Here is a 16038-nt window from a genome sequence, read left to right as displayed (position 1 = left end):
TTAGTTTATCTATTTTATCGCATTTAATTCCTCGACAGTAATTGGTCGGCTGATATTATCGCTTCTATCATATATTTGGGTAGTAGTAACTTTGCTATGTCCCGCCCTCTTTTGAACTTCGTAAACGCTATTAACTTTTAAAGCCTTTGTAATGCTTGTATGCTTGAAATCGTATATTAAAATATGAGCAAATTGTGGATAATCCTCTTTAAATGGCAGTAGAATACGCTCTCTAAACATTGTCTGAGCAAATATCTTTCTCTGTTTAGTTTGATTGTAAAATCCAACAATGTAATCTTCACTTTCGATCGATCTTTCAGCTTTTATGGTATTCTCGTAAATCTTTTGGATTAACTCCTTAACGACTTCGCTTATAATAATCTTTCTCCATTTCCTACCTTTAGCATCAAATACTGTTATGGTTCTATTAGGTAGGTCAACATGTTTTACATTAATGTTTAACACCTGTATTGGTCTCAATGTATTTTCTGCTACAAGCCGAGCCATTAAATGCAATCTCAAATACCTTTCACTGCTCTTTACAACTTCAAAGAATTCAACAAATAACGATTGTTTAATCTCATTAAATTTTGGTTGCTGTTGGGTGATATCAAGTTTCTTTAACTTGCTGGCGTGATTAGTAATGGGTAATTCCATTATTTGGCTTAACCATATATAAAACCCTTTCACATAAACCATTTGTAGATTAATGGTACTATTGCCCAGCCCCCATTTCTTTAGGTAACTACGATAGTCAATCCAGACAGTGGTATTTAAATCAGAAAGTAAAAGGTTAGCGAAATTCTTATTAATAAACGTGGTTACTTTCTTATCTCTTTCAGTATAATTATAAATATCCTTGATCTCCCCTATTTCGTGGCGCTTTGTATGATACTCGAAGAACTTATTTAGAGCATCAATAACCTTGGTTTGGATGGTTATGGTGGAATCTGAAAATGATTCCTCAACCCTTATAGGTTTGACTAACTCGTTTATTTTAAACTCGAACAGATTGCGGAGCAGTAATAGTTTCTTATTGACAGATTTAAATTCTTTTACTTGTTCTAAGTATTTATTATAAATCGTCTTTACACCCTCTTTAACTTTAGATTGTTTACCATTATAAAAGTATTCAATGCAATAGAGTGGATATTTGTCGGTATTAGAATTGTGAGGGGTTACTAAAATAAATCTGACGCCATTAATGATGGCTAATTCAGTTCTTATTGATTTCATTTGATTATGGTTTAAGTTCGTGATAAGTAGTACTAAACTAGTACGAACGTAAAATCAAATAGTACGAATAAGACCATGAAATAAAGCTTACAACAGCTTAAATAAACAGCTGATTTACAGCATATTCATTTAAATTAATTTATTGTAAATACTCTAATGCGTCCTCAACAGTGTTAACCGGTAACTGGCATACTTTATTTCGGCAAATATAAACTTTTGTTTCATTGCTTTGCTTACCTTTTAACAGCGGCAGGTTACTTTTTGTTCCGCCCAATGTAATTTTGTTCGGAATATAATGTCCGCTTAATGCCAACTTAATACTATCGGTTTCTAAACCGGTAATGGCAATTTCGTTTATACCGTAAATTTCATTTAATAGTTGAATAGCCCAGTTTGAGTAGGCAGAGCCGTAACTTTTGATCTTCGGCTGAACCGCAGCAAGCATTTCTGCCGCTTTTTCGGAGTATTGTTCAATATCGAAAAGCAAACCCAACTTTTTTAAATTCTGCGCCATTGTAGAATTTGAAGCGGGAATCACATTATCCATTACTTCGTGTTTACGGGCAATTAAATCTTCACTTTCAGCTGAGGTATAAAAGAACATCGGCGAATCTGTATCCGTAAAATTAGCAATTACATAATCGGTCAATGATTTTGCCTCTTCTAACCATTTTTCATCAAAATCAGCTTCGTATAAGGCAATCAGTGCTTCAATAAAAAAGGCATAATCATCTAAGAAGCCCGTAATAGAAGCCTTTCCGTTTTTATAATTACGGTATAAGCCACCATTTTCTGATTTTAAGTGGCTTAGGATAAAACTGGCCGCAGCTGATGCTTTTTCGTAATATGGCTCATGACTCAGTACCTCTGCGGCATCAGCCAAAGCTTTAATCATCATACCATTCCAGGCGGTTAAACACTTATCATCCAAGCCTGGTCGGATTCTTTTGCTACGCACAGCCATTAATTTTGTTTTGGCTGAATTTACTTTGTCATAAAGCTGTTCTGCATCAACATCAAATTTTGCAAGCAGATCGTCATCGCTGATGGTTTTGCGCAAAATATTGGTTTGCTCTTCTTCCCAGTTACCTTCTTCGGTAATGTTGTAGTAAGCGCCGATTAATTTGGCATCTTCTCCTAAAACCTGATCGAATTCTGCTTTATCCCAGATGTAAAACTTGCCTTCTACCCCTTCGCTATCTGCATCTAAGGCCGAATAAAACAATCCATCTGCTGAAGTCATCTCTTCAAAAACCCAATTTATGGTTTCAACTACTGTTTGTTTAAACGAATAGAACTTGGTGCACTGATAAGCTTCAGCGTATAAACTGATGAGTTGAGCATTATCGTAAAGCATTTTTTCGAAATGCGGAACATGCCATTTATCATCAACGGAATAACGGGCGAAACCTCCGCCAATCTGGTCATAAATACCGCCTCTGCTCATTTCTTCGAGCGTATGGCAAACCGCTGTAAAAACAGATTCATCATCTTTTAAAAAGCCATACCGCAATAAAAACACCCAATTATTGGGTAAAGGAAATTTTGGAGCGCGGTTGTATCCCCCGTAACCGATATCGAAATGGCGTTTCCAGGGTTCAATGATTTGGGTAAGGTGTTCGTTTGTATATTCTTCTTTTTCGGGCGCTGGGATTATCTTTTCGCTGTCTTTAATGCCCGAGGTTAACCGCTCTGCATATTGGATAGCCTTATCGGGTTCATTTGTCCAAAGTGTGGCAACATTTTCCAGAATATTGATCCAATCGTTTTTCCTGAAATAGGTTCCGCCATAAATTGGACGCTGATCTGGCAAACAGATACAGTTTAAAGGCCAGCCACCGCTTCCTGTCATGAGCTGGATGGCATACATATAAATCTGATCAATATCTGGGCGCTCCTCACGATCTACCTTAATGCAGATAAAATGACGGTTCATCACCTCGGCCACTTCATGATTCTCGAAACTTTCGCGTTCCATTACATGGCACCAATGACAGGCCGAATAGCCAATGCTCACCAAAATGAGTTTATTTTCCGTTTTTGCCTTTTCTAACGCTTCTGCGCCCCACTCATACCAATTAACAGGATTATGGGCATGCTGCAACAGATATGGAGATGAGGCGTGGATTAGGTTATTGGTATCAGACATGGCAGCTAATGTAAAATGTAAGTGGGAAAAAGGAATTTTAATTTGAGGCGTAAATCTATTAATAATCTACAAACCTGTTTCGATTTAGTTTTTGTTTTTATACTTTAGTTGGAAATCTAGGCTTACAACAAATGAAAATCACCCATACCGAAATATACCGCTTTAGCATCCCAATGGAACCTTTTGTTATTGCAACCGGAACCATGCATTTTGCCCAGAATGTATTAGTGAGGATTTTTACCGATACAGGCATTCATGGAATTGGAGAATGTTCTGCTTTCCCAATGATTGTGGGTGAAACGCAGGAAACCTGCATTGCGATGGCCAAAGACTTCGCCGCCATTTTAAAAGGGAAAGACCCCTTAGAAATTCCGGAGCGGATGAATGATTTATTGGGTTATGCCGATCATAACAATACCATTAAAAGTGCTTTCGATATGGCATTATTTGATATTGCGGCCAAAAATGCAAAATTACCATTGTATAAATTTCTTGGTGGAACCAAACGCACCATAGAAACTGATATGACCATTGGTATCGACACACCGGCGGGAATGGCAGTAACAGCGTTGAAATATAAAAGCCAAGGCTGCCGCATCCTAAAGATTAAACTGGGCAAAAAAGTACATGATGATATAGAAAGGGTAAAACATATCCGCGAAGCAGTAGGCGAAGATTTAATTTTACGACTGGATGCCAATCAAGGCTGGAGTTTTGATGACGCTTTATTTGCTTTAGGTGAGCTAGAAAAATACAATATTGAGTTTTGCGAACAACCTATGCGCACCTGGTATGATGATAAACTGCCTGAATTAAATGTAAATTCTCCGATTAAGCTCATGGCCGACGAAAGCTGTTACAACCATCACGATGCCCGTAAATTGATCAATAGCCAGTCTACAACTTATTTAAACATTAAATTTTCGAAATCCGGAGGCATTTTAGAAGCGCAAAAAATCCATGAGGAAGCCTTACAACGCGGCGTAAAATGTATGATTGGAAGTATGCTCGAAACCAGGATTGCTTTAAGCGCCAATTTACATTTTGCATTGGCCAGCCCAAATGTGGAGTTTTTTGATTTAGATACTGCCTTGCTGGGCCATTTGGTCGATCCTGTGGTTGGTGGCCTCACTTATAATGGATACTTCCTTGATGTGCCCGAAGAAATTGGCATTGGTGCTGAAGCTGATGAATTTTTCTTGGCGGAATGTGAAAGTTGGACTATTTAGTTGAGTTGTTCATTAGTCAATAGTTTCATTGGTTTCTAGCGAGCCTACTAGTGTAGCCCATTGGCTTTCCAGTATGATGTAAATGACCTAGAACAACTATTTAAACTATTAAAGGATTGTAAAATCATATATAATAGATCCTGAAACAAGTTCAGGATGACGACGCGCAAGTATATGACTAATGTACTGATGACCAGTGAACCAATGACTAATGAACTACTAACCTATCTAACGCTAAACTATCTCCATTAAAAGCATTGAAATCAACCACATGGCCGATGCCGTTAATTTTGGCTTTATCAGAGTGCTGCCAAAATTTCCAACGGCTTTTATCCATCCTTAGTTTTGGTTGATAATAATGGGCAATCCACAAGGGGTAATCATCAAAATGATCAACTAAATAATCCTCATAAAATTTAAGCCCGGTATAAACAATCGGCCTAACTTTGGTTTTCATTTCTACATAATTGAGAAAATCAGACAGTTCTGCCCTCATTTTCAAAGGAGAAACGCCATCCAGGGATTCAATATCCACAACTGGTGGTAAATCCCCTTTCTCGATTTTCACCACCTGTAAGAAAAATTTAGCCTGTGTTCTACCATCCTTTTTCGGTCTGAAAAAATGATATGCTCCACAAATAATTCCCGCTTTTGGGGCTTCGCGCCAATTGCGCTGAAAATAGGGATCAACCAACATTAATCCCTCTGTAGCTTTGATAAAGGCAAAACGGATACTAACCTCATCTTCTTTCATTTCCTTTACTTTTTGCCAGTTTATTTTACCCTGATAGTAGGAAACGTCGATACCATGAACGGTATATTTTTTTGGGATTTTGATATTAAAACTTTCGTAAGTTCTGTAATTTGGGTCTTGCCCCCAATCTTTAACCCAGCGCCAGGTAGACACAAAACTTCTTAAAACATAGCCATAGTAAAATGGAGAGAGTAAAATCAACAATAAACCTGCAATAACCAGTTTAAGTTGAACGGAAATACCACCTTTCTTTTTTTTGCCTGTTGCAGGTTTTCTTGCTACAGGTTTCTTAACGGCAGGTTTTCTGGCAACAGGGAGCTTGTTTATTGGGGTTCTTTTCTCTGGCGGCATTTGATCGGTTTCCGGATGCAAATTTGTGAAAAATTATGGGATATTTTTGCTCATCTTTTTAAATCTAAAAAGCGGATATTGAATTCAGATGATTAATTAATATCTGGCTTTTGCTATTTTTACCTCATCTAAATACAACATGTTCAAACTTATTTTCAACACCTATAAAACATCATTCAGCGGATTAAGCAGAGAAACCTGGTTATTGAGCATTGTAATGATGTTTAACAGATGTGGAAGCATGGCTGTTCCATTTATGGGCTTGTACGTTACCCAAAGTTTACACCGCTCGGAAATGGACGCGGGTTTAATCATCACTTTATTTGGTGTGGGTTCGATTCTGGGTTCGGCAACAGGAGGAAAATTGACCGATATGATTGGTTTCCGCCCGGTACAGATCCTTTCGTCGATAGTAGGTGGTTTACTTTTCATCCTCTTTTCTACCATTACTCACTTTTATAGTTTATGCATTTTAACTGTTGTCATCAGCTTTTTTTCTGAGGCATTCCGCCCTGCAAATTTCACGGCTGTTGCACACTACGCTGCAGAAGGCACTATAACAAGATCGTACTCTTTAAACAGACTCGCAGTAAATATCGGTTGGTCGGTAGGCATTAGTTTGGCAGGAATTATTGCTTCAATTAATTATAAGCTTTTGTTTATTGTTGAAGGTGGGGTAAGCATTATTGTTGGTTTATTAATCCTGTCGTTTTTACCGCAAGTGAAAGATTTTATTAAAAAGGCTAAAGAAAACGCCAGCAACATGATCATTCTGAAACCATGGGAAGATATTTTCTATGTAAAGTTCATTCTGCTTACCACTGTTTTTATTACCTGCGCTTTTTTAATGTTTAGGGTTGTTCCGGTATTTTTTAAGGAACAATGGCATATTGATGAGTTTCAAATCGGTATTATTATTGGCATAAACGGAGCAGTAATTGCGCTATTCGAAATGATTATGATCAACAAGATTGAAGCAAAAAGATCACCCATGTTTTTTATTATCGTTGGTGCGGTTCTATTTGCAGTTTCGTATATTATATTAAGTGCGCCGGTTAGTTTTCATATTGCTGCAGCAATACTTACCATTGTCGTTTTTACCTGTGGAGAGATGCTCACGTTACCTTTTATCAATACAATCGTAATTAGCAGAAGTAACGAACATAACAGGGGCTTATATGCAGCCGGTTATACCTTGAGCTGGTCGTGTGCTCAGGTTTTCGGCCCATATTTTGGCTTCTTGATCGCCAAAAATTTCGGTTATAACTGGCTTTGGATAGGGCTTGCGGCTATGCTATTACTATGCACCTGGGGTTTTAATACACTTAATAAAAAGCAGGCAAAAACTGTTTTACAAAAAACTGAAGCGTAGCTGGAAATTGAATAAAACCTCCAGCTGAACAGCAACTATTTAACTTTCTGGGCTTTTACCCCTTCATTTGTAATTTTTACGGGAAGAATATTACCATCTGCATCAAACTTCATTTCATCAATACAGGTAACCCGATGATTGCCATCAGTTTCGGTTAAGGGGCGACGGTGGTAAACAATATAATATTGTCCTTTTTTCTCGTTAATAATTACAGAGTGATGGCCTGCACCGGTAGCAATAGCCGCATCTTGCTTTAATATTTTGCCAATCCGCTTAAACGGACCGAATGGCGAATCGCCAACGGCATAAGCTACTGAGTAATCGGGACCAGTCCAGCCGCCTTCGCTCCACATGAAATAATATTTACCGTTTCTGATGAACATATATGGGCCTTCTACATAATTATCAGGTGTAATTTCTTTAAAAGTTGTACCATCTTCAAATGGCAAAAAGCCGGTAAAATCTTTATTCAACTTTGCAATATTGCAGTGTTTCCAGCCACCATAAATTAAATAATACTGGCCGTCTTTATCTTTAAACACAAACTGATCAATAGGTTGCGCTCCATTATGGAATTTATCTACCAAAGGTTTCCCTAAATGGTCTTTATATGGTCCCTCTGGTTTATCGGCAACGGCTACGCCAATTCCACCAATTTCTTTATCGCTTTGAATATCGTTAGCACCAAAAAACAGGTAATACTTTTTGTCTTTTTGAACAATTGCCGGTGCCCACATGGCTTTGTTGGCCCATTTTACAGCAGCAGTATCTAAAATATGCGGATGTTTTTTCCATTTCACCAAATCATCTGATGAAAAGGCATCTAAAAAAACCTGTTCTTTATACCTGGCCGAGTAAGTGGGATAAACCCAATACTTATTGTTAAAAATAGCAGCATCAGGGTCTGCATACCAACCTTGAAATATTGGATTTCCAGACTGGTTAATCGTTTTAGTATCTTGAGCTAAAGAAGTAAGTCCAGATAAAAGTAAAAGAGATGAGAATAGATATTTCATGGCAGCAATTTAGAAAAAAATAGCTATTAAAAAAATTTAGGTTATTCTATTGTCTTCGACTCCGCTCAGACTGACAATAGAAGTTAAATTGACTTAGTTGTTTTGGAAAGCAAAATCCCAAGCTAGTTGGTTAAACCTGCCCTGCCCTCCGTTTCAAATCCTCGGCCTCATGCTTTGGCCTGTGGGTTTTACACTACGGTCAGGTTTAGCTTGCAGGGCTACCATTACTATTCAGGGCTGCAGGACGCATAATAGCACATTGCATGAACAGGTTTGCTTCGAAGAACCGACAGCTGTTAAATAAACCCGACAGTAGCGGGCATCCCGATTTTTTCATCGGGATAAAGCGAATGGCGGGACTACAGCACCTATGAAAAACCAACCGTTCATTTACAAAGAATCAATATTCGCTCTCAAAAAAAATCCCTGCTTATATTAAATAGGCAGGGATGGTCTTCGACTCCGCTCAGACTGACAAATATAATATTGTTCAGCCTGAATGCGCGGTTAAGCTTATTTGCTCAGCTCTGCGAAATATTTATGGAATAACGGCAAAGTTTCTATTCCTTTATAATAATTGTAGATATCATATTTCTCATTTGGCGAGTGTAAAGCATCACTATCTAAACCGAAGCCAAAAAGCACCGATTTAATACCCAATGCATCTTCAAACAAGGCCACAATAGGGATACTGCCTCCGCCGCGTGTTGGAATAGCTTTTTTACCAAAACTATCTTCAATTGCTTTTTCGGCTGCCTGGTAAGCAATACTATCAGTTGGGGTTACTACTGGTTCGCCGCCATGATGAGGCGTAACTTTTACCTTTACATTTTTAGGCGCAATGCTTTCAAAGTGTTTGGTAAAAATCTCTGCAATTTCTTCTGAGCTCTGGTGTGGAACCAAACGCATAGAAATTTTCGCATTGGCTTTACTCGGCAATACCGTTTTTGCTCCCTCACCAATGTAACCGCTCCAAATTCCGTTCACTTCTAAAGTTGGGCGGGTACCCGTACGTTCAAGGGTTGTATAACCTTTCTCACCCCAAACTTCTTCGATATCTAAGTCCTTTTTGTATTCGGCTTCGTCATAAGGTGCAGAATTTAATGCTTTTTTCTCCTCATCTGTTAACTCAAGCACTTTATCATAAAAGGCAGGGATAGTGATGTGGTTATTTTCATCGTGTAATGAAGCGATCATTTTACAAAGGATAGTTGCAGGATTGGCTACTGCCCCACCGTAAACTCCAGAGTGTAAATCGCGGTTCGGACCAACTACTTCAACTTCCATGTAAGCTAAACCACGCAAACCCGTTTCGATTGATGGATGTTCCATGCTGATCATCGAAGTATCAGAAATTAAGACTACATCGGCTTTTAAACGCTCGGCATTCGCGTTTACAAAAATGCCCAGATTTGCAGAACCCACCTCCTCTTCACCTTCGATCATAAATTTAACATTGCAGGCCAAAGTATTGGTTTGCATCATCAGTTCGAATGCTTTTACGTGCATGTAAAACTGTCCTTTATCATCGCAAGCGCCGCGGGCATAAATTTTACCATCGCGTATTGTAGGCTCAAAAGGTGGTGTATGCCAAAGTTCCAATGGATCGGCCGGTTGAACATCGTAATGACCATATATTAAAACAGTGGGTAAAGAAGCATCTATAATTTTTTCGCCATAAACAATAGGATATCCTGCGGTTGGGCAAATTTCTACCTGATCTGCACCTGCATCTTTTAATTTCTGCGCAACATAATCAGCTGTTTTTAAAACATCGCCTTTGTATTTCGGATCAGCACTTACCGATGGAAAACGCAATAACTCAAACAACTCATCTAAAAAACGTTGTTTGTGCGTTTCTACATAATTTTTAATCTCTTGCATAACAAAATGAATTTGGACAAATATAGGCTTTACCAAATAAAAGGTACTTAAGCGGTTAATAAATTATCCCCATATCAGGGTAAAATTTTGCTTATAGCCAGAAGGTTAATGGGTTTAATTATTTTTTTTAAGATCCAAAATCACGTCTTTATTTTTTAAACTTAAAACGCGTCTTTTAACAAATACAAAAAAATGATTTAATGTTTGTAAAAAAATATAGCACAGCATTAATTATATTTACTTTTTTGTAAATTGCGCCAATAACAGATATCCTTAAATCCTGTACGAAAGAATTTTAACAATGAAGTTTAGCGCAAAAGTATTTCTATCTCTGCTGCTGCTTCTTGTTGTCCGCATTTCTTCCTTAGCTCAGGGGCCGCCCCCTACTAGAGTAAGTTGCCCGGAAGCAGCCCAATATTATTCGAAAGACAGTATAAATATTGTAACCTTTGGAGCCAGTACCGTAGAAGGTGTTAACGGTGTTGGTTTTCAAACCATGCTTCAGAATAATTTTATAAATTGTTATACGAATAAAATCGTGGATATTACCAATCATGGTATTGGTGGTCAGACTACCTTTCAGGGATTACTCAGAATTGATAATGCAATTGCCGATAGAACCGGCTTTATTGTAATTGATATGGGCATTAATGATGCTGTTGCAATGACTACTGGTAAAGGAAGTATAGCAGAAACCGTTGCTAATATGCGGGTATTGATTACGGCAAGCCTTAAACAGAAATTAGTTCCAATTTTGTGTACACTCCAGTTTGTTGATGATAGAACCATTAAAAGTTATGTGGCGGTAAATACCAACATCAGAAACCTTAATACAGCCTACAGAAAATTAGCTGCAGAATATAAAATATATTTAGCCGATATAAACGCGGCCATGAGGCGTGATTTTTCGCTTTATCAGGATCCCTTTCATCCAAATGCACGCGGCTACAGATTGGTAAGTTATGTAATTTTCGACGCCATCAATAAGGCAATTTTTGATAAATTCTTAAAATTTACTGTTTCTCAGAATTACCCTAATCCTGCAGCCATGCAAACCTTTATCGATGTGGTTTTACCCGAATCGGATAAACTTAACATTCAGATTTTTGATTTAATGGGCCGCTTGGTTAAAACAGTCGTAAATGAATACCTCAATACTGGAAAACACACCTTAGAAATCAACACCTCTACCTTTGTTCCCGGCATTTATTTCTTTAAAATCTCTTCCGATTCAGGTCAATATAATTCTGCAAAAAAGTTTATTGTAGCGAGGTAACAAAAGATTTAAATATTAGTCTATTTATAGATTAATAATGTTTTATACCTTTAACCATGACTACTGAGACATTTTTCACCAATGAAGTTATTGATCTCGATCTTCTTCCAAAATACGAAGAAATTCAGTTAAGCCGGCCACACCCCGATTATTGGAAAATCATCTGTATTAATCTACTGATCTTTTTTGGCTTGCTGGGAATAGCTATTGGTATACTCCTATTCTTTGTTGATGAAGTAAAATCAAATGCCAAATGGATTATCCCCCTTTATTTAGCTTTATTTACTATCTTTTTGCTACTCTTTCGCGCCAGTTTTAAAAAACGGGGGTATGCCATCCGCACACATGATGTAATATACAAAAGTGGCATTATTGCCGAATCGACAACAATTGTTCCTTTAAACAGGATTCAGCATATCGAATTAAATGAAGGGATTTTTTCCAGAATATATAAACTGGGATCCTTACAGCTTTTTACTGCAGGTGGCCAAACAGGGCATATCCATATTTCAGGGATTGCAATTAATGATGCCATGCGTATCAGGGACCTGCTTTTGAAAAAACTAGACCTGCTTGAAAATCCAACAACAGAATTGAATGCCAATGCATAACGATTTTAGTAAACCGCAGCGGGAATCGGCCTTTGGTATCATTATAATGGGTGCTCATACCATGCTAAAAATTGGTAAGGCGAGTTTTTTCTTATTCATTATTGCCTTTGTAAAGATGTCGAGCACTTCTTTCACCTACCTGATATTGGGCATTTCTGCGATAATTGTATTCAGTTTTATATTTGCTTATTTATGGTATTTGAAATTTACGTTCTTTTTAGATAAAGAAAAGCAGGAATTTGTGGTAAATAAGGGCATATTCAACCGCGATCAGGTAATTATTCAGCTCGATAAAATACAGCAGGTTAACATTAACCAAAATATTCTGCAGAAAATTATCGGCGTTTATGGGCTAAAAATTGATACAGCCGGTGCTCATGGAGAAGAAGTAAGCATAAAAGCAATTGACGAAACTTCTGCCTATAACCTTAAAGAACATTTATTAAATACAAGAACCGTAACTGAAACACAATCGGAAATTGAACATGAAAACCACAAGACAGCAGAAACACCATTTTTAAGAATAAGTGCCTGGACTTTGTTTAAAGTAGGACTAACCTCTAACTATGGGCAAAGTTTGGCCTTACTTGCTGCTTTTTTTTATACCGTTATTTACGAGGGCAGGCAACTGCTTGATGCTTTTAAAATTAATAAAGATGAAATTCAGAGCGCAGTAACGGGTATGCTGACTATAGTTACAATTTTTATCTTAATTGCCTGCCTTTTAATTGTACTGTTAATTATTAACCTGGTTAGAACCTTTTATAAGTATTTTGAGCTGGAAATTAGCGAACATAAAAACACACTCTTACTCTCTTCAGGGCTGATTGCCAAGAAAAACACCTTGATTAGTCCGAATAAAGTCCAGATTACCAAATACAGCCAGAATTACTTTCAGAAAAAGATGAATATGCTCAATATGAGCTTAAAGCAGGCTCATTTTGGTCAAAGTAAAAAAGGGCATGAAATGCAGGGGAACACTTTGGAAATTCCGGGATGTAACCCTGGCGAAAGGGACGAATTGCTAAAAATGATATTGGGCCAAACACCTTTAAGGTCGAAAATATTTATCCCCGACTGGCGTTTTTTGAATTTACCTATTTTCTTTAAACTGATTTTGCCTGTGGTGGCATTTTTAATTATTGCGTTTAACGTTCCTGAGGTTAAGCCGTATATCGGCGTATCAATTGCTTACTTAATCATCGGTATTTTGATGATTTATATCAGTTATCGCCGACATCAGATTTCAGTAAGTCAAGATTTCATCATCAAAACCAGCGGGATTTGGGATATTTCAAATGAAATTGTAGTGCCAAATAAAATTCAGGCCATTACCACTTTTCAATATCCATGGCATAAAGGGGTTGATGTTGGTCACCTCACTTTACACACGGCTGCGGGTCAGATTCATTTTAAATATGGCAATTATACCGAAATTAAACAGCTGGTAAATTATTGGCTGTATCAGGTAGAGCGTAAAAACGAGAATTGGATGTAATTTAAAGAAAAAAACAATTAATATGAATACCAGGGAACAGATCATTTTAAATGAAGATAGATTATTAACAGCCATACAGCATGGTGATATTGAGGATCTGGATCTGCTTTTGCATGAAGATTTACTTTTTAACCTGCCCAACGGTGTAACCATAACAAAGGCAATGGATATGGAAACTTATACATCCGGAAATTTGGTTGTAAATTCTATTTTACCTTCCGAACAGCGAATTAATCTGATTAACGATATTGCGGTTGTTAGTGTGAAAATTGAGCTAAAGGCAATATATACTTCACAATCCATCGAAGGTATTTTCAGATATTTAAGAGTATGGAAATTGTTTGATCAGGAATGGAAAGTAATTGCTGGAAGCTGTGTGGCCATATAAAATAACAGCTGCCAGGTTTAAATCCAGGCAGCTATTATAACCCAATTAATTCTGGTATGCCGCGGCAAACTCAGCAGCAAAATCTTTAAGCTTAATGTTACCTAAAACAGGTCTGTTTTTATAATAATCTACAAAAAGTTTATTGCTTCTGATCGCATCGCCCATTTCTACATAGTTTTTGGCTATTTCTTCAGGTAAACCTGCTCCTACCATTCCGTTAAATGCATCTTCATTGCTAAATTCTATCCATGGCAATGCTGGTTTACCGACTGCAGTACCTAATACTTTTGCAACATCAGCTGGCGTACTTTCATCATCACTGGCCACATACTGTATGGTTTTGCCTGTAAAATTACTTTCCAATACTTCAGCAGCTACTTCAGCAATGTTACGGGGATGCACCAAAACAAGTTTTGAACCGGCGCCAAAATTAGACCCTAATATGTTTGCATGTTTAACCATATCGATATTAGCTAAAAAATTAATGTAAAAATAACCAGCACGTAAATGTTTCACATCTACCCCATTTAATTCGGCAAAAATATTTTCTACATCATGTAATCCTGCAATTGGGCCTGTTCCATCTGGCAGATCTGCACCTACGCTACTTAAATTCACTACTTTTTTAACGCCCGACTCTTTTATGGCAGCCGCATAATTTTCGCCGATACCTTTAATATATGCCCTAAATTTTGGTGCTGCAAAATTTGGTGGCACCATGGTGTAAATGGCATCAGCCCCGGTAAAAGCATCCTTTAAAAATCCGGTATCGCTCACACTACCAATCAAGGGCATTGCACCCAGCGATTTAATTTCTTCGGCCCTATCGGGGTTACTGCTAATAATTTTTACTTCATGGCCTTTGGCTACCAGTATTTCGGCAAGGGGTTTAGTAATATTACCTGTTGATCCTGTTAATGTTATTTTCATGATTTTTTGTTTTTAAATATTGAATACAAAGCTATATTTGTACTTACTTTTATACAAGTACTTACCCCAAAGTATGCAACCATGACAGCTGTTAAAGAAAGTTCGACCCGTAATTTTAACAAAGGCGTAGCGCTAACCAGCTGCCCAGTTACTTTTGTAATGGAAAAAATTGGTGGTTATTGGAAGCCGATTATTATTTTTCATTTAATGAGTGGCCCAAAACGTTATAGTGAGTTAAAACGTGCGATACCACAGATAACTGAAAAAATGCTTATACAGCACTTAAAGCAAATGCAAAATGATGACCTCGTTCATCGGGATGCGCAAGCCGTTATTCCGCCAGTAGTCACGTACAGCCTCACCAAATCGGGGCAGGATCTTTTTCAGGTATTAGATTCGATGGTAGATTGGGCCGTTAAAAATGGCTCTGTTTAACTATTACACTAAACATTCCCATGCAGTAAGGAAGCACGACGAATCAAATTGTAAAGCGAAACTGGAACCAACTTGATTACCTGCCCAGGCGTCGCGCTCCGAAAAGAAAATTAATCGATAAATAGGCAATATTTTTTTATTGATTGGAAATGAAAGGATGGTTTTTCATCGGATATTGCAGTCCTGCTGCTCGCTATAGCCCTCATGCTTCGGGGCTGCCGCTGCCATCAGGTTTATGAACAGCGTAGGTGCACAAGCAGTCTTAAAAAGAAATGTGAGGAATTTAAATGAGGCATGGCGCATAGCGCTAAAAGATTAAATCTCCTCAGATTATCGTCATTGCGAGAAGGCTTTTTCAGCCGACGAAGCAATCTTTATGGCAAGGATCACTAGCGTGAAAGATTGCTTCGTCGTTCCTCCTCGCAATGACGACCTTTCTTTTGAATCTGTTATTGATAGCGTAGTCGAAGGGCTTTCGTTTGCGATTTATGAATCTCAAAAAATCTTCGATCGAATCATGTATTTGATATACAGAAGCCTACAATGTCATAATCCCTTTGATGTTTCCTGCTTGCTTATAAATAGCAATCACCTCATCAGCATTTTGCATTGTCTTTTTTACGGTAATCGAAACATATTTCCCTGTTTTTGAAGCTTGCTCAATAAACTCGTCATCAGGTAAAATGGCACGTAAATCTTGTATTTTATCTAGCCCGCCAGTGATAATAAATTTAAAATTGTAAACACCCGGAAACTGCTCAACACTCTCCAGTTTCTCTTTTAAATTAGCATAAATATCTCCACTAGCCCCGTCCGGGATATCAGTAAACTCAATATCTTTATTATTATTCTCATCCATAACGAAAGCATATCAAATTCTATACCTAAATAAACAGGGTGCAATTCTGA

Annotated in this window: 14 protein-coding genes; 7 read left to right on the top strand and 7 right to left on the bottom strand. The window is 37.7% G+C overall.

Annotated features, from left to right (window positions below; genetic code table 11):
* Positions 1 to 9: 9 nt before the first annotated feature.
* Both LQ227_RS20635 and LQ227_RS20630 read right to left on the bottom strand, forming a co-directional pair.
* Positions 10 to 1236, bottom strand: coding sequence for a site-specific integrase (locus LQ227_RS20635; protein ID WP_230150824.1), 1227 nt, complete (start codon positions 1234 to 1236; stop codon positions 10 to 12).
* A 139-nt stretch (positions 1237 to 1375) separates the two neighbouring features.
* On the bottom strand, positions 1376 to 3385 hold the full coding sequence (locus LQ227_RS20630; RefSeq protein ID WP_230150822.1) for a thioredoxin domain-containing protein: 2010 nt from the start codon (positions 3383 to 3385) through the stop codon (positions 1376 to 1378).
* Positions 3386 to 3516: 131 nt separating this feature from the next.
* Between LQ227_RS20630 and LQ227_RS20625 the strand changes: the two genes are divergently transcribed.
* Positions 3517 to 4614 carry a mandelate racemase/muconate lactonizing enzyme family protein gene (locus LQ227_RS20625; protein WP_230145168.1) on the top strand — a complete coding sequence of 366 codons (1098 nt, stop codon included), beginning with the start codon at positions 3517 to 3519 and terminating at the stop codon, positions 4612 to 4614.
* Positions 4615 to 4822: 208 nt separating this feature from the next.
* Here the strand turns inward: LQ227_RS20625 and LQ227_RS20620 are convergent, their stop codons facing one another.
* The gene (locus tag LQ227_RS20620; protein ID WP_230150820.1) at positions 4823 to 5719 is read right to left on the bottom strand and encodes a glycoside hydrolase family 25 protein; all 897 of its coding nucleotides are present in this window, start codon (positions 5717 to 5719) and stop codon (positions 4823 to 4825) included.
* A 139-nt stretch (positions 5720 to 5858) separates the two neighbouring features.
* On the opposite strand from LQ227_RS20620, the gene LQ227_RS20615 reads away from it, so the two are divergent.
* The gene (locus LQ227_RS20615) at positions 5859 to 7091 is read left to right on the top strand and encodes an MFS transporter (protein ID WP_230150818.1); all 1233 of its coding nucleotides are present in this window, start codon (positions 5859 to 5861) and stop codon (positions 7089 to 7091) included.
* A 35-nt stretch (positions 7092 to 7126) separates the two neighbouring features.
* On the opposite strand, the gene LQ227_RS20610 is transcribed toward LQ227_RS20615, so the two are convergent.
* Positions 7127 to 8107 (bottom strand): glycoside hydrolase family 43 protein, encoded by a 981-nt coding sequence (locus tag LQ227_RS20610; RefSeq protein ID WP_167295064.1) that lies wholly within the window; start codon positions 8105 to 8107, stop codon positions 7127 to 7129.
* 513 nt (positions 8108 to 8620) lie between these two features.
* Positions 8621 to 9991, bottom strand: coding sequence for a dipeptidase (locus LQ227_RS20605; RefSeq protein ID WP_230145164.1), 1371 nt, complete (start codon positions 9989 to 9991; stop codon positions 8621 to 8623).
* A gap of 301 nt (positions 9992 to 10292) precedes the next feature.
* Between LQ227_RS20605 and LQ227_RS20600 the strand changes: the two genes are divergently transcribed.
* The 4 genes from LQ227_RS20600 to LQ227_RS20585 are packed head-to-tail and all read left to right on the top strand — an operon-like array spanning position 10293 to position 13764.
* Positions 10293 to 11267: an SGNH/GDSL hydrolase family protein gene (locus LQ227_RS20600; protein ID WP_230145163.1), complete on the top strand. Its 975-nt coding sequence runs from the start codon at positions 10293 to 10295 to the stop codon at positions 11265 to 11267.
* A 56-nt stretch (positions 11268 to 11323) separates the two neighbouring features.
* Positions 11324 to 11878 (top strand): PH domain-containing protein, encoded by a 555-nt coding sequence (locus tag LQ227_RS20595; RefSeq protein ID WP_230145162.1) that lies wholly within the window; start codon positions 11324 to 11326, stop codon positions 11876 to 11878.
* Entirely contained in the window at positions 11871 to 13376 is a 1506-nt protein-coding gene (locus LQ227_RS20590; protein WP_230150815.1) for a PH domain-containing protein, read from the top strand. Before LQ227_RS20595 ends, LQ227_RS20590 begins: the two co-directional genes overlap by 8 nt.
* A 22-nt stretch (positions 13377 to 13398) precedes the next feature.
* Entirely contained in the window at positions 13399 to 13764 is a 366-nt protein-coding gene (locus tag LQ227_RS20585; protein ID WP_230150813.1) for a nuclear transport factor 2 family protein, read from the top strand.
* A 45-nt stretch (positions 13765 to 13809) separates the two neighbouring features.
* Here LQ227_RS20585 and LQ227_RS20580 read toward each other — a convergent pair whose 3' ends face one another.
* Entirely contained in the window at positions 13810 to 14694 is an 885-nt protein-coding gene (locus LQ227_RS20580; RefSeq protein WP_230150811.1) for an NmrA family NAD(P)-binding protein, read from the bottom strand.
* Positions 14695 to 14775: 81 nt separating this feature from the next.
* On the opposite strand from LQ227_RS20580, the gene LQ227_RS20575 reads away from it, so the two are divergent.
* The gene (locus LQ227_RS20575) at positions 14776 to 15129 is read left to right on the top strand and encodes a helix-turn-helix domain-containing protein (protein WP_230145158.1); all 354 of its coding nucleotides are present in this window, start codon (positions 14776 to 14778) and stop codon (positions 15127 to 15129) included.
* 538 nt (positions 15130 to 15667) lie between these two features.
* Here the strand turns inward: LQ227_RS20575 and LQ227_RS20570 are convergent.
* Positions 15668 to 15988, bottom strand: coding sequence for a DUF493 family protein (locus tag LQ227_RS20570; protein WP_230150808.1), 321 nt, complete (start codon positions 15986 to 15988; stop codon positions 15668 to 15670).
* Positions 15989 to 16038: the final 50 nt, after the last annotated feature.

The organism is Pedobacter sp. Bi27 (assembly GCF_918698255.1).
Classification (GTDB): domain Bacteria; phylum Bacteroidota; class Bacteroidia; order Sphingobacteriales; family Sphingobacteriaceae; genus Pedobacter.
The sequence above is the reverse complement of the archived record's forward strand: the minus strand, read 5'-3'. Positions and strand labels throughout refer to the sequence as shown.